A 21,072-nucleotide genomic window follows, 5' to 3' on the forward strand; every position below is an offset into this window, starting at 1 on the left:
GAAATCCGAACGGATGATTTCATCAGAGGCTTCTATAAAAGGCAGTGCACGTCTGGTGCCGATGCAAGAGCCTTTTGCGGCGAATATTACTTCATTAGAATCAATAAGTTATGGGATCTCGATGCGGCCCTGGGAATGCGCGGGCGGCACTAATGTCGTCCGTTCGCCTCAGGTGTCGGCACACCGACAGCCAGCTAGGACCAATTAAACCCAAGGCCGGAGAGTAATTTAGATGGTCAAGAGTGGATGCCTTTATGATCACAAACCGCTACCAGATAAAGAGGAAGGTGCAGAAGGAACCCGACTCCTGCCGCGCAGCGGCGAGCCGACAATAGGAGATTAGAGTGCAGGGAGGAAATCAAAGCGGCTTCTCCTGGCGCCATCCTCGACGGAAAGGGATGAGGCAGCAGTCTACGCGCCATGTGATCGTGGGAAGGAAACGCCATGTCCTATGGATTGAGAAAGCCAAGGGAAATGAATTTGAAGGTCATAAGCTCAATCCCTGATCGTTCCCACCGAAGCCTTTAGAAAGTGACTGCGCTTGCGAGATTTCGTTGACCGCAAGAGCGACGTGTCCTGCGTGTTCCAATGCGTGTTCCCTCGTTATTGGTTGAGCATGGCGGTCATAGAATTGCCCTTGTGGGTCAATGTGCAGCCAACTGGCACTTTCGTTGTGCTGATAGCTCTGAATGTCGCCAGTTTCCCGCCGCCACTCGTAACCAGCGTTCTCGTTCGGTAGCGCGACCAGGAGAGGTGCATAGTGCCGCTGGTCGCTTTCGGTAATGGTCTGTAGGGTGACGGCTACGGGAGTAAGTTCATCTTCGGACTGCCGCCTCTGCTCTTCGGGGCTTTGTTCACGGGTATTGGTCATGGTGTTCTCCTTGGGTTGAATTGAAGTATTTGAGCGCTCTTGCGTCTGGCTGTTGGGTTTGTTGAGTTGCATAGCGGAGGTCTTGCTGATGTCCGTGTTCAATCGCTGGGCCAAAGTCGTTGCATCATTGGTATAGAGACGAGCGTCTGAAACAGCGCGGGATACTGAGACATACGCGAAGCGAGTGTTGATGAGTTCTGGATGCGCCGTGGTGTCCATATTGATGAGGACTCGATCCGTAGTGAGGCCTTGAGAACTGTGTGACGTGACTGCGTATCCGTGGTCGAAGTGCCTCATCTGGGAGCTGTCGAACGTCACGCTTCGACCCTTTTCGCCGTCCATTCGAACGGTCATGCTGATCCCGTCGATTCGCTCGATGGTTCCCAAGTCTCGATTCTTCACGTCCATCTCGGGTTTGCTAACCGTGAACTGCAAGCGGTCCCCCTCTGCGAACTCCCGACTGATCTCGCGGTAGGCGGCGATGCCGTGGAGTCGTTCCGGGTTATAGCTGACATTCTGACCGTCCTGCCGTTCTACGGTGAGGCGGTTCTCCCTGGGGTCGGTGGATAGGACGGTCGCGTAACTGCCACGGTCGAGTCCAAGTTCTTTGCTACCTCGGGTGTAGAAAAGGACATCCTCTGGCTGGTATAGCGCCGCCCAATTCCGGTCGGCACTTGTCAACTCCGACCTCTGGATCAGAACGGTCATCTGGTGGTTTTCCGCTGGCAAGACTCCGGTGCGTTGCAGTTCGGCTCGGACAGCGTCATTGATATCGCGGCGGCCCGCGTTGTCGGGCGATACTATAAGCGTGCCCTCGGGTCTCGCAACGTATTCCTTTGCGATGGCGTCGATGCGCTGTTGGCGGTCTGGGATTTCGGTGACGCGCCCTTGTTCCTGGAGTAGTTGAACTCCCACATTCGTCTCATTGCGCGAAAGATGTTCGACGGCGCGTAGTAGTTCAGGATCTTTCTGACGAACGATTTGGTCGAGATGGGAAGTCCGCATCCCTGCTTCCTGCATCTGCTCGAAAGGCTTCCCGGCATCGACCCCTTGGTGTTGTCGGGTGTCGCCAATGAGCAGTACGCGATCCTGCGGACCGATCTTTTGAAGGAACGCTTGCATCTGGCGAGTGCTAGCGAGACTCGACTCATCAAGCATGTAAAGATGTCGCGCGGTGGGATCACCCGAACTACGTTCTGTTCCGCCGCGAGACAGAAACCCTTGCAAGGTGTCGGCTGGGATACCGGCATCGCGGAGCTGACCAGCAGCGCGGCTGGTAGGCGCAAGCCCCTCTACGGCGTAGCCGTTTTGCTCTGCTCCTTCGCGGATACCTGAAAGAGCCGATGTCTTGCCCGAACCGGCCAAGCCTTGCAAGCCGTGTATCCGGTCTTGCGAGGTCAGTATTTCCTCAATGGCTTTGCGCTGCGCAGGGTTAAGCAATTCGCGTTCGCGGGCATGAGATGCTGCGTCTTCCCTGCCCATGATCGGTTCGCTCTTGAGTTGGCCCTGCTGCATGTGCTTGATCGTTGCAAGTTCTTCAGCGATAGCTTCTCTGGTCGTGAACTGCCTTCCTGTCTCATGCTTTTGTCCGGGTACGGATTGGAACTCGCCAGAGGTGACCCGCTCCTCGAACCGTTCGCGCACCTGGCGGTATGTGAGATCGCCCATACCGCGCCGTAGGGCGTCGCGCATGAGATCGCGTTCGTCTGTGACGGCCTCCCGCTCAAAGTTGCGGCTCTTGGAGAACGTGACGGCTTCCTGTACACGCTTCGGCATGGTCGCGAGGGGCATTTGCTCGATACCGTTCGCCCGATGTCTGGCATCTCGAACGACCTGATCCGCTTGATTGCCGAACGCTGCCGCAACCTGTCGGTGAGCCGCTAGAACCTCGGACGGAGTGTGAATTTCTTTCTTGTCGCGGGTCGAATGAGCGGCGATCTGCGCGGCCTCTGGCCCCGCAAAGCCACTCTTTTCGAGGTATTCGCGAATCTGTTGGCTCCGTGGGCTTGAGGCGTCAAGGTATTCCTGCGTGTACCCCTTGATCTCCGGTGCTCCGCTCCTGCCAGGTGTAATTTCGTAGCCCAACTGATACAGACGGTACATCAGCTCAGATTGATAAACCGCCGTCGCAAATTGCTGACTGTCGAAGTAACTCTGAGGCTGAACGGCGCGGGTGGAACCGTCTGCCCGTTCCGTCATGTTGAAGATGACCGCATGGGTGTGAAGCTGTGGCGCGGCATAACCGTCAACTGGACGTGCGGTGTCGTGCTCGAATTTTGCGGCGATGAATTTGCCGGTGGTTTCAGCGGCGCGGTTCCCGCCGATTCTTGCTTGGGTATACCGCTCCAACTCTGTGAGGGCCGTTGTCACTGCTTCCCGATGAGCATAACGAACACGGTCGTCTCCGCCGACAAGGGCGGTCAGTGAGACAGACTTGGGCGCGGAAAACGTAGCATCCCATCCCGCTCTATGCTCGACGGGCTTTACCGTAGCTCCGTCTGTGGTCGTGTACTCCTGGCCGTTACGGTGCCGGACAAGCTGTTCGCCGGTCAAGGGATTCTGTCCGTCACTGAGACGAGCAAAATGCACTGCGTCGATACCCCCGGCAAGACCGTACTGCTCCGCCATGCGCCCTTGCCACTCTCCAAGAATCGAGTCGCCCTGCTTCCAATAGTTCTGCTCCGCAGAAGTGAACTCCTTGGCGTGATACGTCTGTGCTTGTCCAGAGCTAAGTGGTTTGGAGATAGTAAGCATAGGCGGCCTCAGACGCGCATCGGTTCATCCGCTGCGATTGGCACATCTTCTTCGTGGTCGTCACTGGGACTGTCTGGATCGAGTTGGCTCGCCTCGATCTCTTCCTCGGTTGGCTGCTCGGACTCCTCACCCTCGGACACCTCTGCCTCTTCGGTGGCCTGAGAGGATGTAGACAAATCGGCCTCTAGGTCGATGCTCGGAGCGGCTGGGGCCGGAGCCTTTGGAACAAGAGTCTTCGGGTCGAATGGAAGTTCGTCATCTTCTACCTTGCGCGGCACGAATCCCGGCGTGGTTTGAGCAACGTCCATGTACTCGAAATGGAAGCGGGCGACATTGTTGCCCAGCTTCAGGAACGCATGGCGATTTTCCAGACCGGAGATTTCAGAGTCCATGACCAAAGGCTCGACCTGGCGATCTATGGTGAAGTTCTTGCCGGAACGAGAACCGTCGAAATGCGTCTCCTTCATCCGTTCGATCTCAATTTTGCCGATGGCGTTCGATACCCACTCCGCTGCTTTTGGCTCTGTCGTTTTCAGAAATATTTTGGTCGCGGGCTGCGAAAGCATGACCTCGGCCAAATGTCCGTAGATGACTTCCAACTGCGCCTTCCCCTGAAATCCGAGCACGAGCGGGTTCTTCGATTTCCGGTTCTCAGTGATCGCGGTGTGGAGCTGCGGGAGCCGCTGCAGACTGGCGAGCTCGTCGAGAACAAACCAGACAGGGGTCTGGTTCTCCTGCGGCGCGGTGAGCAGACGCATGACGAGCAAGTCGATCCAGAGACTATGCAGTGGACGCAGAGCCTCGCGCTCGGTGGCGCTGGATGTGATGAAGATCCAGCCCTTCCGTTCGACGGCCCATTCCGTGGCGCTCCACGTTTTGTTCTTTGCCTGCACCTTGGTGGGCAGCATACGAAGGCTGTCTGCAACAAGACCTAACGAAGCCAGAACGCCATTCCGCTGCTGCTGCGCTCCTTTCGCAATCATCGCCTCCATCTCGGTGCCATGTACTCGCTTATCAATCTCGGCCGGGTTGGAAAGCCACTGAACAAGCTGCTGCGGATTCGGTCCGTAGGTCAGGAGATGGGCGAATATCTTCTGCGGCGTTTCCGTGAAAAATTCACCTTTCTTGTCGCTTGTCGGCTGGTACAGCGACGCGGCGATTGCCTTCGCCTCCGCCTTCCGGCGTAGCTCCTCGGACGGTCCCCAATAGGGGCAACGCTCGTCCAATGGATTGAGGACCAGGTCGCCGCGCCTCTCGTCATAGAACCGCTGAATGAACTCACACGCTGGATCGTAGACGATCGCCGAATGACCCCGGCTTTGTATCTGCCGGAGGATTTGCATAATGAGCGTCGTTTTGCCCGCTCCGGTATCTCCCATCAGTTCGATATGCTGCGCCTCCGCCTGCAAAGGAATTCGCATCATGTCCTTGGCTTCAGTCGTGACGAAACCAACCCCATCGCCAGCGACGGTCTTGTTAAACTCCCTCGGAGTGAGGAGTACCGGACCTTTGAGACGCCGGCCATACTTCAATTCCTTGCGGCGGCGAATGTCCTTACGGATTGAGAAAGGCAGTTGGACAAGCAGAGAAACCAGTCCGAAAATGAGCGGCCACTCGTAGATGTCCCTGAGCTGATCCCCGGCATAAACCGCGTTCCGCAGATAGGTGTGCAAGCGACTGTCGATGTACTTCTGTTCGGTGCCGCGATAGAGCACGTCAAGCCCTCGGCGCTGCGCATCGCTAGAGAGTGCGAGTGGGATTTGCTTTCCCTGCGAGGCCAAAGTCGTACCCACCTGCACGTCTGACTCCGACGCGATTTCCGCTCCGGCGCTGACGCCTGCGGCATAGAGGAGTTGGTAGGGATGCGTCTTGTTGAACGCCCCTCCCACAGCACTCCGTACATAAATCGGCGTGTAGAACTGCTGCAGCGGCGTTTGGCCGTAGCTGAACCGGAGGTACAGAAATAGCCCGGTGAACACGAATGCGAGGAAGACCGCGCCGTAGGAATAGATTGGGCTGTGTGGCGGGAAGATGATCGTTTCTTTGCGGCCCCATTGTGTCGTCGGCATCATGCACGCTCCAGGTCTTGCATTGCATCGGTAGCCACTTCGCGTTTCCGTTTCTTCACTTCGGCAAGCATGTTGTCGAAGGCTTCCGGGGTCAATTTCTGGCCCGTCGCGAGTGGCCGAAAGAGATTGGTCAGCATCAATCGAATGCCCATGATCTCAGTGAGTTCCGTGCTCGCTTCGACCGAACCTGCGTCTCGCGCAAGCTCATCGAGAATGAGCCTGCGGATGAGTTCTCCACGCTGCAAACCGCGTGATCGTGCCAGCCGCTCCACGTTCTCAACTTCGCGCGGGTTCAATTTGGTCGTAACTCCCAACAGCCGATAGTTGGCTCGCTTCTCGGCGTTGGTCGTGATTTGCATGTCATCTGTGAGCTTCATACTCGGCTCCTGAAAGCGGTGTCCTTAGGTGTCCCTGAGTGTCCTCAAGGACACCTGACACCCGTAAGTCTCTGCATTTGCAACTTGTGTCTGAGGCGGTTCCAAGTGTCCCTGACACGACCCTCGGAGGGGTGGAGTGTCACAATTCTTCCGGTGCGAAGCACCGTGCCTGCACCGGAACGAATTTATGCGCGAGCTGCAACACTGCTGGCACCCTCACTCTTCGGCGTTGGCATGGCGGCAACCGGCTTCTTGGCACCCCCGGATGGCGTCACCGGTTGCACTGCCTTCCGGATACGCAAAGTCGCGGTCACCTTGGACGCCTCCGGAGTCTTTTGGAAATCCCGAAATCCGGGATCTTTGCCGAAGACGTATTGAAGCGCCTTCTCTACGACATCGTCTGCGGTGGCCTGGATGTAAGCGGCATATTGATCGACTTGCATTGCTGTCGATTCAGATAGCCGAATCGAAGCGCTGATCTGTTTGGTTTGGGTGACTTCAAGCAGTGGCATTGTGGGCATCCTTTCGAGATGATTCAGGGGTAAGGTTGTGAGCCGATTTCGGCGAGCAATCGGCCCGATAGAGTGGGGTGGTTTCAAAGCGTTGAAGCCGACGATCGTAGGCTTCAATCTCAAGAACTTCGCTGATGCGACGGCATCCCGGTTGGCGCTCCACATGGACAACGAGATTGACGGCCTCGGCGATCTCTGCTTCAACGTCAGAAATGGTGGCTTGTGCGTGACTCCGCATCACCAAGTTGGCGAATCTCCGTAGGGCCTTCTCGGCGGAGTTCGCATGAATAGTCGCCAGCGATCCGCCATGCCCTGTATTCAAGGAATCGAGCAGCGTACGCGCCTCGGCTCCGCGAACCTCTCCCAGGATGATGCGATCCGGTCTCCATCGGAGAGCGGACTTCAAGAGGTCGTCGAACGTGACGGCCGATTTGAAGGTATCGGTCTGGCATTCCACAGCCAGTAGGTTCGGCTTTTGGATACGAAGCTCAGACGTATCCTCGATCACGACAACGCGCTCATGCTCTGGGATTGCGTTCGCGAGGATGTTGAGCAGTGTTGTCTTCCCGGTTCCGGTTCCGCCACTAATGAGCAGCGTCTTTCCGCTGCGAATCTGCTCTTCCAAGAGATCGGCGAGAGAGCGCGTCAGCGCGCCGCGAGCAATCAGGTCTTCAGCCGTGAACTTCCGGCTGGTGAACTTCCTTATCGTCACGGCGGGCGAAGGCCGCACGACGGGCGGAATGACAGCCGCTAAGCGGCTTCCATCGGGAAGCTGCGCGTGCAGGACCGGATTGTCTTCGTCCAACCGCTTGCCGAGCTTGTTGGCGACCACTTCGAGGCCGGTGCGGAGCTTGCCGGCGTCGAAGGAAATGCTCTCTTCCCTCCGCACAATACCGTCTCGCTCGTACCACCACGAAGCGTCGGGATTGCCCATAATCTCGCTGATACTGTCATCCAGTAGAAGCGGCTCGATGGGGCGAAGGAACGGAAGGATTAGCTCGAAACTCATAACGGGATCTCCAGTGATGGAAGCCCAGCGTTTGCCGGGCTTCCAAGGGTGAAAGATAGGGCCTACGCGGCCACGTCCTCTGCAGGGCTGTCGTCGTGATCTTCCGCTTCCACGGCGGCCTTCTCAGCGCGGTCAAGCTTCAGGATCGAATCGACCTTGATTTCCCAGATGCGCTGCTTGCTGTCCGTCTTCTTGCTGTCATACTCCCGGCTGCGAAGCTCACCCTCAACCTGGAGATGTGCGCCCTTCTTGAGGGTCTTGGCGAAGTCCGAAAGCTTCCCGAAAACCACGCAACGGTGCCACTCGGTATGCGAGATGTACTTGCCGTCTTTCTTGTAGGAGGACTGGGTTGCCAGCGAGAGAATTGTGAAGCTGCGGTTGTTGTTGGCACGAACTTCTGCGTCACTGCCGAGGAAGCCGATGAGGTTTACTTTGTTCTGGTACACGATGGTGTCTCCGTTTGGTTGAATTTCCCGATCTTGCTCGGGTCACTAAATAGCGAAGAGGGCCCGGCTCCCAAGTGCCGAAGCTCTGCATTTACGGAGGGTCCCGAAGGGAAACCGTAACCCGTAGGGCGGCGTAGCCGAAGCAGAAGAGCGAGCTGCCGCAGGGCGCCGGATAAGCCCCGAAGCAGTGACCGTGCAAAAGGCGGGATACCGGACGGCTGACACATACGGGACCAAAGTTTTCATCTGCGTCTTGGGTGCAGAAGTTCATCGCCATTACCGCACGAACGGAGCTGGCACTCGTACCCGCAAGCAGGCTTGAATCGGAACCTGTGGCCTGGGTTGGAAGGGTCTCGTACCCCCGCGCCATCCCACGTAGGGACAGGTGGGGCAAAGCAGCCGGATTGGCAGCATGTCTGGACATCTCTAAGCCTCTGGAAAGTCGATTCTGTCTAGCTGAACGCCTGGTCGGCACGGAAGCGAACGATGGTCAGTCCGAGAGGGTCAACGGCAAGCTCATCGTTCTTCACACTCTCGCGGAAGACATAGGTAACGCTGGCTGTCCATCGCTCCCGCTTGAGCTCGGTATGATCCGCCGGATTCGTGTACACCCGTTCAAACTCAATCCGAGCCGAATACGGTGATTGCCGGAGGTCGTCAAGAACGACATTCTTGACCTCTACGTCGATGTACGGAAGGGTCGCATCTTTAGCGTAGGTTTGGATGATGTTGTCTTTGCGCTCCTGCTCGATGACTGCCCTTTGCACGTCACTGTTGAGGAAGTACAAGGCATTGGTCTGATCGCGTTCGATAGTGAAGCGATTGCGTGAGAAGTAGAGCTCTGCCCACCGGGTCAAGTAATACTTGTTCTCGGCTTCCTGGGGTCTGTACTGGAAGTTCCGGTAGTCAATCGCTTCCGCGTGTCCTACGTCGTTGATTCGGACGATTAGCGGGTGCATGGAAGCAAGCGCCTTCTGGCTCTTGAAGACGAGCGCGGCGAGCGCGAGGCAAATGACCACAAGAGCAATGATGGTGACCTTCAAGTAGGTATTCATCACGAGCGGATCGCCATACTGTTCCAGATAGCGTTCCGCGGCTCTTGTGATCTCGGGGGTGGCTTTTACCGTTGCTGTAGTCATTGGAAACTCCTTAGCCCATCAGTGCGCCGGTGGCGGCGGTTGTAGCGAGACTGGAAACGATACCCGTGCCGGCGTCGTGGCCGCCGACGTGGCCGGAGAAAATGGTCGCCGTCATCGCCGGGATCTTGAGAAGGATGAAGCCATTGACGATCACCAAAAGGATGAGTACGGGCAGCTTCTCAACCATGGTTGCGGGATCTGTGAATCCGCTCATCATCGCGTAGTAGTGAGCCAAGAGCTGAGAAAGAACGCTCAGAGTCGCGGCGGCGACGACTTTGTAGAAAGAGAACGCAAGGAAGGCCCTAAGCCAGCCCCAAAAAAGAAATTCGAGCTTCTCGAATACAAGGAACGGAATGAAGATCGGCCCTAACAGCCCGACGATGGCGCTAGCCACCGCACCGTAGGCGATGATGACGGAGATGAGAGCCGAAAGCCCGGCTAGAAGAACCTGGATCAACGCTAAGATGATCGCGTTATAGGGGTTCATAACGGTAGACATCATCCCCGGCCCTTGGCTCGTTTCGGCCTGCTGCAAAGTGCTGAGAATGCTGTTCGCACTGTCCGTCCCGATCAGGTCAACAAGCTGCTGTGCCCCGCCGTTGATGAACCCCTTTAGCGAATACCCAATACCGGGGATAGAGGAGTCATAAAACTTGACCATGACGTAAGCGAAGGTGATGAGCATGAAGAAGTTTAGGAACTTCGCCATGCTGAAGCCTGGGCCGCCCTGAGCGGAGGCTAAAGCCTCCTGAACGCCAAACCAAACGAGCATAACCGTTGCCAAGGCAATGCAGATATGGACACCCATCGCGTCAATGGAAGGGGCCATTGTGGACGTGAGCGAATTGCATGCTTGCGTGATCCAAAGAAAAATATCCATATCCGCCTCGCTGTTCGGTGGGTTAGTAGCGCATTGCCGCCGCTGCTCCGCTATAGGACGGGGCCGTTGTCATATAGCCCGTCTGGAAGTGATTAGCTTGCTGGAAGGTGGCTTTTAGTTGGTCCTGTTGCTGCTTCTGAGCCACGATTTGCTGCAGCGCATACGCCTGGCTGATCTGATTCGCTTCCTGTTGCGCCATGAGTTGCAGAATCAGTGCCTGATTGATTCGCTGGAGCGTTGCGAGTTCAGTGTGCTGCGCTGGGTCTGTTGACTGCGTGGCGGACTGCAAAGCATTGATGTCCGTCTGTCTTTGCTGAGCGTTCGCGCGAATCACTCCCAATGTCTGCATGTTGCTGGCAGTGACAGCGTCATTCAGGTCGGCGGTAGCACCCTGTGCCGCGATCTGTTGCTGGGAAGACAAGCTCACATTTCCATAACCATTCAACTGCGTCGTGCGTGGAATGGAGGCCTGTTGATATGCATATTGGGTGCCGACGCCGTTGTTCGTGGAGTTCACCCATTGCTGGGAGTTTCCATAGGTATTCGCCGCTTGGTTGATCGCCATCCAATACGACGAAAAGGACATGAAGGGGCGATAGAGGCTGTCGGGAGACATCGCCATCTGATGGGCCAAGTTGTACGTCGAAATGGCGTTGTCTGCCAGTTTGACGGAGTTGGTGAAGATGTTCTGGCCTTGCTCGATCTGTTGCAGAGCGTGGGCAGACTGCGTTGGATCGAAAACCACTCCCGAACCGAACTGCGCTCGGGCAATGGTCGAACCTGAAATCGCGAGCAAGAGGGTGATTTTAAGACAAAACGGCTTCATGTTTGCGTCTCCTTCGTAGATCGCATGGACGGTTTAGGTTGTGGTTAATAGCTACTGAGAAGCGGCTTGGAGCTGCTGCTGGAGAGCACCAGCTTTTTTCGCCTCCTGGTCGCACTTCTGCTGCTGCAAAGCTTCTTGTTTCGGGGTCGGTGCCTTCGCAGTCTTCCCGCTAAGAGCGGCGCTTGCTCCGCTCGTCATTGGCGATACGCAATCGTCGACATATTGCTTGTGCGCCTGTTGGTACTGCTGCTGCAAAGCAGTCACGTCCACTTGCTTACCGTGGCAACCGGCTAGGGCAATGCACGACGCGAGAACAACTGTTGAAAGGAATGGCTTCATGACTCCTCCTAGAAGGATTGAGGTATTGCGTGGTTTTCGTATGCGGGCAGGAGCATATCCTGCGTGACGTAGACCTTCACCCGATGGCCTTCGCGGATCGTAATGGTCGGAGGTATCTGCATGAAGCGGTCCAAGACGGACGTTGCTGACTGTGCGACGGATGCCGACGCACCATTAGTGAACACCTCCGGGCCAGAAGCGGTCAAAGCACCACCACCCTGCGTAATCTCGGCGGCACCCGCGATTACTCCTAAAGCGATTGAAGCTCCGAAGATTTGCAAATAGTGGTTGTTCACCTTGTCCTTAAGTCCTTCCTCACCAATCTGATCCAAGCCGTGAAATTGGTCTAAGTCCACGCTGTACCCATCCGGCATAATCATCCGGTGAAAGACGACGGCCATACGCCGCTGCTGGCCGAAGCCGCTGCCACCTATCTTCTTCGCCTCTCCCAGCACGATCGTTCCGTCAGGAATGAGAACGTGCTGGTGGTCATGCGAGTAAAGCGGATTAGAGACAAGCACCTTGACGGGACCAACCGCGTCGCCGTCTAGGCGGTTCATGAGAACCGTGTCTACGGTCGTACCCTCATAAATGACATACGGCTGGCCGGAGGCAGCGTCGATATTCACTTCCGGGGCGCGTTTGGGAGCGGCTGCTGACTCTCCCTGCGATTTCGCACCCGCCTCCCGGGGTGCCATCAAATTGCTTTGCTGCGGGGCTGGGATGCCGCTTGACGGATTGGGCTGCTCTCCCCCTAGGCCGCGAGTTGATATTGCGGTCTGGGCGAATACCAAATTGGAAGAGAATCGAGAGTCGTACGCCAACTCCCGTTCTTTGGCCTGAAGCTGTTGCGAAGCCTGTTGGGCCGCCGATAGCTGTCCGCCTCCGTTGCCCTGAGCGTATCCGTATGCTGGCGGCTGTTGACACGGCTGCCCTGGTACACACGGGACGGGCTGGCCCGTAGTGCCATATCCCGCAACGGCTGCCCTCTGAGCGGGAGTAGCCATTTGCATCGCGGGATCTGTTGCTGCCGCAAGCTGCGCGTTATTCTGCTCGGCTTCTTTCTGTCGTTCGGCGGCAAGCTGTGTCTTGAGGTCTTGAATGTTGTTGTCGCTATTGTCCTGCACGACGGGCTGCGGGGGTTCATGCCGAGCCGCCGCTTCCTGTGCCGGCGTCTTCTTCCCGCGTGAGCTGAAAACGGCGGCGAGGATGACCAGTAGGGCCACGCCCAGATAGAGGAGCGGCTTCATATTCTTCTGCAGAACACCGCGCGGGTCAGTGGCCCATTTGCGAAGTGACGGCTCGGATTGCTGTGATGTGCTGACTGTCTCTGCCATGATGCTCTCTCCCTCTCCTGCGTGTTGGTACTAGCCTTTGCGGGAAAACTCCATCTTCTGCTTGCCAAGTTCCACATAGCCGGAGTCCATCACCTTCGGAATGATGTAAGTTCCTTCCCGCAAGTCGTAGGAGATCAGGTTCGGCTTGCCGTCCTTCATCTCGTAAACGCTGAACTTCTCGGGAGCATTGGTCTTGATATAGGTGAACTTGTCGTCGTGATAAATCGACTGGATATCGAAGGGCTTTTCATTCGCTTTGAAGTGGTAATCGAATGTGAGCTTGCTTTGATAGGCGCTCTTGTATTCGTCAACCGCCTGCCCAACGTGCGTTTGCAATGCGGCGAGCTGTTGCTTCGACTGATCGAGTTGGGCGGCTGGAACGTATTGTGCCGGGCCGGATGATGCGACGATCGAAGATCGGTCAGCTGGCTGGACGAGCACTTTGAGGTCCGGTGGAACAGAGCCGTTGGAGACGTCCTGGAGCGTGAAGGAGTAGATATTTCCCTTGTCTGTGATGAGGTTCAGATTGGAGCTGATACCGGCCTTGGCCGGATGTACGAAACAGAAGTTGCCGACAACATCCACTACCCAGAAGTCCTTGTCGCCCGTGGCCGCTTCCATGATCTTCTCGGTGGCGGGAATCTGGATCAAGGTCGTGTACTTGAGCTTGGCGCGGATAGGCACGATGTCCTGCGAGTGATACTGCACGATGCGAGCCGTTGCCTCCTGGGCGGAGAGCATGACGTTGGGAGAGAGAGCCAGAGCGATCCCGGCAAGTGCGATCAGTTTGCTGTTCATGGTGATTCTCCTTAGCGGTTGGTTGTGGAGGAAACGGCCATTGTGCGTGGTCGAAATGGGTGGTCTTCTGCAAGCCTTCGTAAACCGTCGGCGATTCCATATCGCTCGAAGTATTCGCGCTTTCTGAGGTTGTCGCGGGCGTTGTTGGTCGCGGTCCAGTGGGAGACGGAATCCACGTTCAACTGCACCTTCTTACTGGACTGCGCCTTGCGTATGAGCATTTGTCCAGGAGGCACGAGACCAGCAATCAGTTCCAACTCCGTATCGTTCAGGTGGAACGCTTCGCGGTACAAATCGCGATCCATCTCAGGGTTTGCCAAGAAGATCTTCGTCGGGCAACTTTCGGAGACAATCTGCAACATGCCGGACTCTTCAAGTTCCTTGATCGACTGAGTTGCCAGAATCATCGCTGCGTTGTGTTTGCGCCAAGTCTTCTGCGCTTGGACGATGTAGGTGCGTATTGTCTCGTTTTTAATGAAGAGCCAAGCCTCGTCTAACAAAAACATCTTGAAGGTGGCAAGCTTCTGAGGATTGGCGATTTCGTTCGATGCCCGGTGAAGGACATAGAACAACAGCGGCTCCAGTACTTCAGGCGCATCGCCCCAGCCGGCGAAGTTGAACGTCTGGAAACTGCTGAACGATAGGGTGTCTTCCGGGTTGTCGAAGACAAACCCGTATTGTCCTCCCTCCGTCCACCGATGCAGCCGTTCCTTCAACTCCCCGATGATGTTTACGAAGCTGGAGATTGTCCGCTGTCCCGGCTCCAGAACGTAGACCCGCTCGATGGCGTCCCAGAGCTTGCGCTCCTCTTTGAAGTCGAGGCGGTAACGCTGTTCGGTGCCCTCGATCAACACGCGAAAGAAACTGAAAAGAAACTGCAGATTCTCTTTGGTAGGGGCGAGTGAAAACGGATTGATCGTGAAGTCGCGCGTGTCCTGGCCGACGTTCAGATAAGAACCGCCGAAGATCGTCGTTAGCGATTGGAAGCTGCCACCGATATCGAAAATGAACGTGAGCGGCGCGTACTTCTGTGCGTTCTGCAAGAGAAAATTACAGAAATACGATTTGCCGCTCCCCGTCATGCCGAGAATCAGCGTGTGCGCCACTTCGCCGTTATGCAGATTGAGGAAGTACGGCGTGCTGTTCTCGGTTTCGAGGACAGCGAGATACTCTGTGCCGAGGTGAGCATTGCGTCTCTCACCCGGCAGTATCGTGAAAAGAAAACTGAGATCCGCATAGTTGCTGTTGAGCAGGTAAAGCTTGCGGAGGTTCAGAGCGTAGTTGCCTGGGACGGTGGCGAAGTAGGCGTTGAGTTGGTTGTAGGTCTCAGTGAAGAGATTGCCGTCCGCGTTGGTGAAGACGCTGGTGAACTCTCCAGCGAGCTGATCTAAGGCCTGTTTCGAGGCTCCATGCAAAACAATTGAGAGTGAGAAATCGCCAAGCGACTGTCCATCGCCGAGGGCTCGAAGGCAATCCCCTAGATTCTCGATGTCTGCCTGTTTCGACTCATCAACCAGTACATCGCGCGGGTTTGTCTTGCTGGCGTCATTGCCGATCTGCGAGACGAAGCCGGTCTTCGACATATTGAAGTGACGGCGACGCTTGTTTACCTCTTTGCGGGCCTTGTCTGTCGGCAATGGTGTCCACTCGGTGCAAACCATAAAGCTGGCCGGGATCTTCAGCAGCGAATCCAACACTAACGGCCTTGTCTCCGTGATGGCTTCCTTCATCGTGAGGACACGAACGAAGTGCCCTCCGACGCGCAAGTGATCTCGTTCGGCCTCAATGTTCGAATTGACGACCTGATAGTCGAGGAATTGCGTGCTTTGCGGTTTGCCCGCAATCCGGCAATCGTCATAGTTGAGGAGGCGACGCAGGAAGGTGAGCTGCGACGCTTTGTCCAGAACTGAGATAGAAACGAAGTCTGCCAATTGCCGATTGAACGCCTGCACTCTCTGGTCAAGCCGCGCAAGGTCGGCTTCGATTTGGGCTGTCAACAAAGTCTTCATGCTGTTGTTCGTGAACTGAGCGCGAAGTTCTTCGATGGCCCCGGCCGGATCGTGGAAGAAGCGGCCAATTGCCGCGCCAACACCACGTTTGGATCGCGCTCCCTCAAGCATCACGACATAGAAAATCTCGATCTCGTAAAGGTCTTCGCGCTTCGACTCAAAGAAGCGACGGCGCTGGTCGATCGCTGCTTCCACAACGGGGTCTTCATAGTTGGCGAATGGGATGTCTGGACGGTTCGATTTGAAGAGGTACTGATAGACGTGGAAACCGGCATCGAACGCTTTGAGCGCTGCCTCAAGACGCTTGACGGCGTATTCCTGCTCGACGCTATCGAGGCTTTCATAATCGACCCCCTGAATCTGCAGGACCATTCCCAGGTCTCCCGACTTGGTAAGAAACGTGGTGTCGTTCCAAAACCCGTAAAGGTTGATGTGGTCGTTGAGAGCGGCGCTCTCTTTCCATGGTTTGATGACTCGGTCTAGTCGCAACATCAGCGGACCTCCACGCGGGGGACAAGCTGCTTTGCAGCGTCGTACCGCAACTTGTAACGCTCAGACTTGGCAAGAATGCGAAGGAAGGCCGGGTCGCTGCTCGTGACCCAATGGCCGAAGATGAAACCGGCGATGAAGACGCCTAGGCCGGCGAGGATGCTGTTGAAGAGATTGAATGCTCCGACTGCTCCGACACAGACGAAGTAAAAGAGAGTGCGTTCGACTCCGAGGTATGTAAGGGGCTTATGCAAGCTTTTGAATACGCGATTTGTGCGCCGCTTCCGGTTCGTTTGTTCCGACATAAGCCCCTCGCAAGGTGGAATGGATTGGTGGGTTGTGATTGGGGACGACGCCGTGGGTTACGCGCCCCAAAGCCAACTCAGGACGTTCGCCGCCATGACGGCAATGCCCGTACCGGCTGCGACACCGGCGAGAGCCTTCTTCGCTCCGGGTTCGCCATGAGCGAAGCCGTAGCCCCCGATCACGATTGCAATTAGGCTTGCCGCCTTTGCAATCGTCCCGGTGAAGAGGGTCTGGAGGTTGGTGAAACCGCTGTCGAATGGAGACGATTGTGCGTGTGCTGCGACGGGGAGTAGCAGCAACACGCCGATGAAGAGGAAACGAGACCGAACCCAACTGCGGACGGACTGCACTGTTTGGCTGGGAATGACGATACGGATACGGCGGGACATCGGCACCTCCTGCAACTGTGAATCAGTTGCGGTATGCCGAGACATTAGGCGGAAGGATGCCCGCCGTCCAATTCATCTTTTAGATAGCGCCATCTCTCACGAAGATAGCTGCATTTACCTTCGTCAACTCGCCTCGAACAGTGAGAGGGAATGTCCATGTTTTGCTTTGACCGATTTCGGTTGCTTCTTGCCGTTAGAACTGGTCAAACTTTGCGGAAGCTGGGGAATCCAGATAGAGCCTAGATCAATGGCTCTTTTTCTAAATTCTCGTAGAAGCATTGCCAAAGCTGGATGTTGTGAACTTGGCTTCAAAACGAGAGCGGTGTCGATCGTCCATTCCACGCCGTGTATCGGTCGCGTAGTAAGGCCGGGCATGAGTCTTGCCCCTTCGCGCACCAGCGCGTATCCCTGCTTCTCAAGCACGGTCCATTGAATATGCTCTCGATTCATCGTTGGCTTCGTAAGGCGTGGCTCAATTCCCACTGATTTGAATAGTTCAAGGAGACGCGAGTAAGCGGCACGATGTGCTTTTTGATACTGGAAGATACCTAACTTACCCGTCAGCAAGTGGGTAGGGATCGCCTCGTGAGCGGCAAGCGGATCGTCTGCCCTCATGCAAACGACAAGCGGCACTTTCTCGATAGTGCAGGTCATTAAGTCAGAGTTGTGTTCGATAGGGAGAGTTACTAGGGCGCCGTCTAGTTCACCGCTTCCCACTCTCGTCTCTAGGTCTTCGACCTCGTCTCCATCCGCAAGCACTTCGCAGTAAGGAAAAATTCGCCTTGTCGTGCTGATGATCGTGTCCAAGGTCTTCTTTTCAACGAGCGCGGAAAACCCAAGCTTCAGAGCCGTCATTTCTCCTGTTTTGAGGGTGTTTAACATGTCAACCACGTCTTCCCGGCCTTGGAGAAGATCTCTTCCATACGCCAAAAGAATTTCACCGTGTGGCGTGAGTGTCACACCGTCTCGCTCTCGATTCAGGAGCTCCACGTCGAACAACTCTTCAAGCTGTTTGATCTGAGTGCTGATGGCGGATTGTGTAATGTGTACTCGCGCTGCAGCGGCGGTGATCGTGCCTTCTTCAGCGATTGCCTGAAGATACTTCAGGTGACGGAATTCCAACTGGTCGTAGTCAATCATGGTTGCCCCCGATTCTCAGCTTGCGGTGGACACTGCGTTGACAGGTCGTGCCGTAAATCCTGTGTCAACGATTTTCCACAAAAGGTACCTAGATCGTCAACCCACGGTATCGCTTTCAGAGATGGCGACATTTTCAAAATGAATTGGACAATGCTTCGAACTCTCTTCATCATCCGGGTTATGAGGTGCAGTCACATGCAAGAAGAATTCGTCACCCAGAGAAAACCACCAGCCAAGGCAGAGGTCCCTAACAACCAACGGCTACTTGTCGGCAGAAGAGAAGCCGCTGATCTGCTCTCAATCAGCGCCCGTGCACTCGATTACCTTGTGGCCAACAAGCAACTCACGACGAGACGGATTGGGGCACGCGTCCTCATACCAGTCTCAGAACTTCAGCGATTCGCGCGAACGGATCATCCGGAGCGGCTAGCGAGTTGATTTTGCTAAACGACTCGGCCTCCCAGTATTCCGGAAGATATTGCCATATTTGCTATATTGCAAATGTTGCAATATTCTATATCTCGGACACATTGGGGGCACTATGCAAGGGATGGCGCTTGAGCGCTCACGGAAAGAACGGGGCTTCACGCAAGAGGAGACTGCCAAATTGTTGGGCGTATCGCAGCCATTCCTTTCTCAAATGGAGAATGGTCAGCGGCCCGTTCAAGAGGCGGTCGCGACGCGGGCCTTTGAACTTCTCGGAGAACCGACGCTGCTTCCCCTGGATCCGAACCGGCGTCAGGATGAGACAAGCCTTGCAAACGAGCTAGGCGCACTGGGCTACCCCGGTCTCGCTCCCTTCGCCGGGCAGCCCTCTCGAAATCCGGCAGAGCTTCTCCTCGACGCGCTTGACCGCCCTGATTTAGATACCCGTGTTGCGGAGGGATTGCCTTGGCTCGCTCTCCGCTATCCAGATCTGGATTGGGATTGGCTGCTCTCAGAAACGAAATTGCGAAACAGGCAGAACCGATTGGGATTCGTTGTTGGGCTGGCTCAACAGATAGCGCATCGATCGCAAGGGCTCAACAAGTCACAAAGCAAACTCAACGTCGTGGAGGTGGAACTGGAAAAGGCTCGGCTTGCCAATCCGGACACGTATTGCCACGACTCTTGGTCACAGCGCCAACGGGATCAGACGAACAAGCGCCGCTCAGACTTGGCAGAGCACTGGAATCTCACGACGGGGGTCAAAGTTGAGCATCTCGATCACTACTCTTCGTGAACCATGGCTATCCTTTCTTCATGAAATCGATCAGCAGATTGATGAAGTGACTGTACTTCCCTGCCTTGGCGGATTCGTCGTCACGGAGTGCTATGGCAATCAGCGTACAACGGCTGACTTCGATGTTCTCGATGTCGCGCCAAGGAGTATGAGCGCGAAGTTAATTCAGCTGGCTGGGCGAGGTTCAGAGTTGGCTGTTAGACACCGTCTCTACATCGACGTGGTCGGCGTTGCGTCTGTCCCCTATGAATACGAATCCCGCCTGACCGATTTCTGTCCTGGCATGTTCAAGAAACTCCATCTCCGCGTGATGGACCCTTACGACATTGCACTTTCTAAGTTGAGCAGAAACCTTGACCGCGACCACGACGATGTCATGTACCTGGCGCGCGCTGTTCCTTTCGACCTCGATCTGTTCGAGCGTCGCTACAAGGACGAATTGCGTCCGGATCTCTTCGGAAACATAGCGGAGAAAGACGACTGGTTTCAGTCCTGGCTAGACGACATCCGGGAAGAGCAGAAGCAGCGGGCGACTGAAGCCTGGTGACCGCGTTGATGACTTGCCTCTTCGAGCCACAATAAGCCTATCCAGATCTAAGCCATCTGCTCCGTCTCGCTGCTTTACCGCTGAGGGCGAAGCAAGATGCATTTTGCTGCACAGAGTGGCACAAATTCCCGCAAACAACTGGCACAAATCTGGCACAAAATCGAAAGAGCCGAAAAGGGCTCGCTCGCCTTCGGCTCTAACTTATTCATTTGTTTGAGGTTTTTGGTAGCGTTACCGGGGCTCGAACCCGGACTCTTCGCCTTGAGAGGGCGACGTGTTAACCAGTTACACCATAACGCCACATCACGGATGAGGAATCCGTTGCGACTTAAAGAAGTATAGCAGACAGAAACGAAATAGATTTCCTATGCTACGGCTCAAAAACAATACCACTGACTCGTAGAGTGGCTGAATCCTCAGGAAGCAGATTCCCTGCGGGAATGACAACCAGAAAAGCAAAAGCGTCAGAAAAAAAAGACCTTACAGCCCAAGCTTCTTGACCTCGTCGTTGTAGTACTTGCGGTACAGGATGTCCCACTCCTGCGAACCTTCGACGATGATCTTGCGCTGCGAAGAGATCTTCATGCGCGCGGCGGCATCGATCCTGGTCTCTTCCGTCAGCAGCTTTTCGAGAATCTTGCGGGCCTCCTGGCGGATCGTGTTGCGGTCCTCCAGAAAGTCGACTTCGTCGATCTCGGCGAGCGTGTCGGCTACGGTATGGGCGAGCTTGTTGAGCTTGTCGCGGCTGATTCTCATAGCACCGCCTTGTACTTGCGCGCGAGCTCGTTCTTTACCTTCTTGAACATCTCTGGGTAGCTGGCGCCGGTCTTGTGCATGTCGTCCTGAAAGGCTTCGAGGATGACGCGAACTTCATCGTTGATGCGGTCTTCCAGCGAGAGCTCATCAATCAGGCCTGCGGTGACGCGTTCGTCGACGAGAGCCGGCTTGTCGGTCTTGATCATCTTCGCCGCAACGAGATGCTTATTCGTCTGCCGGGCGAGATAGCCTACATAGTCCTTGGAAAAAATCATGGTCACCAAAAGGTTAGCACGGTGAAATGATTGAGTCAGCAGGTCTTTGCACTCCGGTCGATTCTTTCTTTCCTGTAGCGCACGAGTCTCCCGCATCTGCGAGAATGGCCTTTATGCATTTGGACGATCTCTCTACACTCAAAGACGATATGGTGGCCTTCATCGCCGGGCATGGCATGAGGCGTATGAACGGTTATGTGCCCGAAGATGTACCAACGGTCATCTTCGAGGAAGACGATATTGACGGATGGAAAGACTTCGTCGAGCACGCCAAATCCGCCAATGCCCCGTTTCTGACGATGAGCGAAGTCGTCCTCGAGCCTGAGGATGTTGCGACGCTGATCGGACAGGTGCGCGACCACAACTATCCGGACCACGACGCAGCCGAGCTCGAAGAAGCCCAGGATCTGACCCAGCACGTCGGCAAGACCGGCTACCTGCAGCTCGGCTTCTCGCATGGCGGTGTGATGTTTCTCTACGAGACCGCCACCGAATGGTATGACGTCTTCCAGGAACTGATGGAAACGGTCACCGATCTCGGACAGATTATCGTTGACGATAGCGACGAAGACTGAGGCTCGC

General features: G+C 55.6%; 21 protein-coding genes and 1 tRNA gene. 3 read left to right on the forward strand and 19 right to left on the reverse strand.

The window, feature by feature from the left end; translation table 11 throughout:
• Nucleotides 1-487 precede the first annotated feature (487 nt).
• The 16 genes from mobF to HDF15_RS04130 form a co-directional block, all read right to left on the reverse strand.
• A complete protein-coding gene (gene mobF / locus HDF15_RS04055) occupies nucleotides 488-3,625 on the reverse strand; it encodes a MobF family relaxase (protein WP_184253018.1) in 3,138 nt (1,045 codons plus the stop codon).
• 8 nt (nucleotides 3,626-3,633) lie between these two features.
• Entirely contained in the window at nucleotides 3,634-5,697 is a 2,064-nt protein-coding gene (locus HDF15_RS04060) for a type IV secretion system DNA-binding domain-containing protein (RefSeq protein ID WP_260330822.1), read from the reverse strand.
• Complete coding sequence (locus HDF15_RS04065; protein WP_184253020.1) at nucleotides 5,694-6,071, reverse strand: CopG family transcriptional regulator; 378 nt, start codon at nucleotides 6,069-6,071, stop codon at nucleotides 5,694-5,696. Before HDF15_RS04065 ends, HDF15_RS04060 begins: the two co-directional genes overlap by 4 nt.
• Nucleotides 6,072-6,256: 185 nt before the next feature.
• Entirely contained in the window at nucleotides 6,257-6,583 is a 327-nt protein-coding gene (locus HDF15_RS04070) for a hypothetical protein (RefSeq protein WP_184253022.1), read from the reverse strand.
• Complete coding sequence (locus HDF15_RS04075) at nucleotides 6,570-7,592, reverse strand: CpaF family protein (protein ID WP_184253024.1); 1,023 nt, start codon at nucleotides 7,590-7,592, stop codon at nucleotides 6,570-6,572. Before HDF15_RS04075 ends, HDF15_RS04070 begins: the two co-directional genes overlap by 14 nt.
• Nucleotides 7,593-7,654: 62 nt before the next feature.
• Complete coding sequence (locus HDF15_RS04080; protein WP_184253026.1) at nucleotides 7,655-8,038, reverse strand: single-stranded DNA-binding protein; 384 nt, start codon at nucleotides 8,036-8,038, stop codon at nucleotides 7,655-7,657.
• A 452-nt stretch (nucleotides 8,039-8,490) separates the two neighbouring features.
• Entirely contained in the window at nucleotides 8,491-9,177 is a 687-nt protein-coding gene (locus HDF15_RS04085) for a VirB8/TrbF family protein (RefSeq protein WP_184253028.1), read from the reverse strand.
• Between the two features lie 10 nt (nucleotides 9,178-9,187).
• Nucleotides 9,188-10,057 carry a type IV secretion system protein gene (locus HDF15_RS04090; protein ID WP_311733027.1) on the reverse strand — a complete coding sequence of 290 codons (870 nt, stop codon included), beginning with the start codon at nucleotides 10,055-10,057 and terminating at the stop codon, nucleotides 9,188-9,190.
• A 22-nt stretch (nucleotides 10,058-10,079) separates the two neighbouring features.
• A complete protein-coding gene (locus HDF15_RS04095; RefSeq protein WP_184253030.1) occupies nucleotides 10,080-10,883 on the reverse strand; it encodes a hypothetical protein in 804 nt (267 codons plus the stop codon).
• Nucleotides 10,884-10,934: 51 nt separating this feature from the next.
• Complete coding sequence (locus tag HDF15_RS04100) at nucleotides 10,935-11,222, reverse strand: hypothetical protein (protein WP_184253032.1); 288 nt, start codon at nucleotides 11,220-11,222, stop codon at nucleotides 10,935-10,937.
• An 8-nt stretch (nucleotides 11,223-11,230) separates the two neighbouring features.
• Entirely contained in the window at nucleotides 11,231-12,559 is a 1,329-nt protein-coding gene (locus HDF15_RS04105; protein ID WP_184253033.1) for a TrbI/VirB10 family protein, read from the reverse strand.
• Nucleotides 12,560-12,589: 30 nt separating this feature from the next.
• Nucleotides 12,590-13,357, reverse strand: a complete 768-nt coding sequence (locus tag HDF15_RS04110; protein WP_184253035.1) for a TrbG/VirB9 family P-type conjugative transfer protein — start codon at nucleotides 13,355-13,357, stop codon at nucleotides 12,590-12,592.
• Between the two features lie 11 nt (nucleotides 13,358-13,368).
• Complete coding sequence (locus HDF15_RS04115; protein ID WP_184253037.1) at nucleotides 13,369-15,858, reverse strand: VirB4 family type IV secretion system protein; 2,490 nt, start codon at nucleotides 15,856-15,858, stop codon at nucleotides 13,369-13,371.
• Entirely contained in the window at nucleotides 15,858-16,160 is a 303-nt protein-coding gene (locus HDF15_RS04120) for a VirB3 family type IV secretion system protein (protein ID WP_184253039.1), read from the reverse strand. The genes HDF15_RS04115 and HDF15_RS04120 overlap by 1 nt, the downstream gene beginning before the upstream one ends.
• A 57-nt stretch (nucleotides 16,161-16,217) precedes the next feature.
• Complete coding sequence (locus tag HDF15_RS04125) at nucleotides 16,218-16,550, reverse strand: TrbC/VirB2 family protein (protein WP_221314271.1); 333 nt, start codon at nucleotides 16,548-16,550, stop codon at nucleotides 16,218-16,220.
• Between the two features lie 123 nt (nucleotides 16,551-16,673).
• Nucleotides 16,674-17,690, reverse strand: coding sequence for a LysR family transcriptional regulator (locus HDF15_RS04130; RefSeq protein ID WP_184253043.1), 1,017 nt, complete (start codon nucleotides 17,688-17,690; stop codon nucleotides 16,674-16,676).
• 550 nt (nucleotides 17,691-18,240) lie between these two features.
• On the opposite strand from HDF15_RS04130, the gene HDF15_RS04135 reads away from it, so the two are divergent.
• Complete coding sequence (locus HDF15_RS04135; RefSeq protein ID WP_184253045.1) at nucleotides 18,241-18,912, forward strand: helix-turn-helix transcriptional regulator; 672 nt, start codon at nucleotides 18,241-18,243, stop codon at nucleotides 18,910-18,912.
• Entirely contained in the window at nucleotides 18,884-19,459 is a 576-nt protein-coding gene (locus HDF15_RS04140) for a DUF6036 family nucleotidyltransferase (protein ID WP_184253047.1), read from the forward strand. Before HDF15_RS04135 ends, HDF15_RS04140 begins: the two co-directional genes overlap by 29 nt.
• 223 nt (nucleotides 19,460-19,682) lie before the next feature.
• Here HDF15_RS04140 and HDF15_RS04145 read toward each other — a convergent pair.
• The 3 genes from HDF15_RS04145 to HDF15_RS04155 all read right to left on the reverse strand — a co-directional run bounded on the left by HDF15_RS04145 (nucleotide 19,683) and on the right by HDF15_RS04155 (nucleotide 20,490).
• Nucleotides 19,683-19,759: transfer RNA gene (locus HDF15_RS04145), tRNA-Glu, on the reverse strand.
• Between the two features lie 180 nt (nucleotides 19,760-19,939).
• Nucleotides 19,940-20,215 (reverse strand): DUF507 family protein, encoded by a 276-nt coding sequence (locus tag HDF15_RS04150; RefSeq protein ID WP_184253049.1) that lies wholly within the window; start codon nucleotides 20,213-20,215, stop codon nucleotides 19,940-19,942.
• A complete protein-coding gene (locus HDF15_RS04155; protein WP_044176702.1) occupies nucleotides 20,212-20,490 on the reverse strand; it encodes a DUF507 family protein in 279 nt (92 codons plus the stop codon). Before HDF15_RS04155 ends, HDF15_RS04150 begins: the two co-directional genes overlap by 4 nt.
• Nucleotides 20,491-20,603: 113 nt before the next feature.
• On the opposite strand from HDF15_RS04155, the gene HDF15_RS04160 reads away from it, so the two are divergent.
• Nucleotides 20,604-21,065, forward strand: coding sequence for a hypothetical protein (locus HDF15_RS04160; protein ID WP_014265790.1), 462 nt, complete (start codon nucleotides 20,604-20,606; stop codon nucleotides 21,063-21,065).
• The last annotated feature ends 7 nt before the right edge of the window (nucleotides 21,066-21,072 follow it).

This window comes from Granulicella mallensis (assembly GCF_014203225.1).
Taxonomy (GTDB): Bacteria; Acidobacteriota; Terriglobia; order Terriglobales; family Acidobacteriaceae; genus Granulicella; species Granulicella mallensis_A.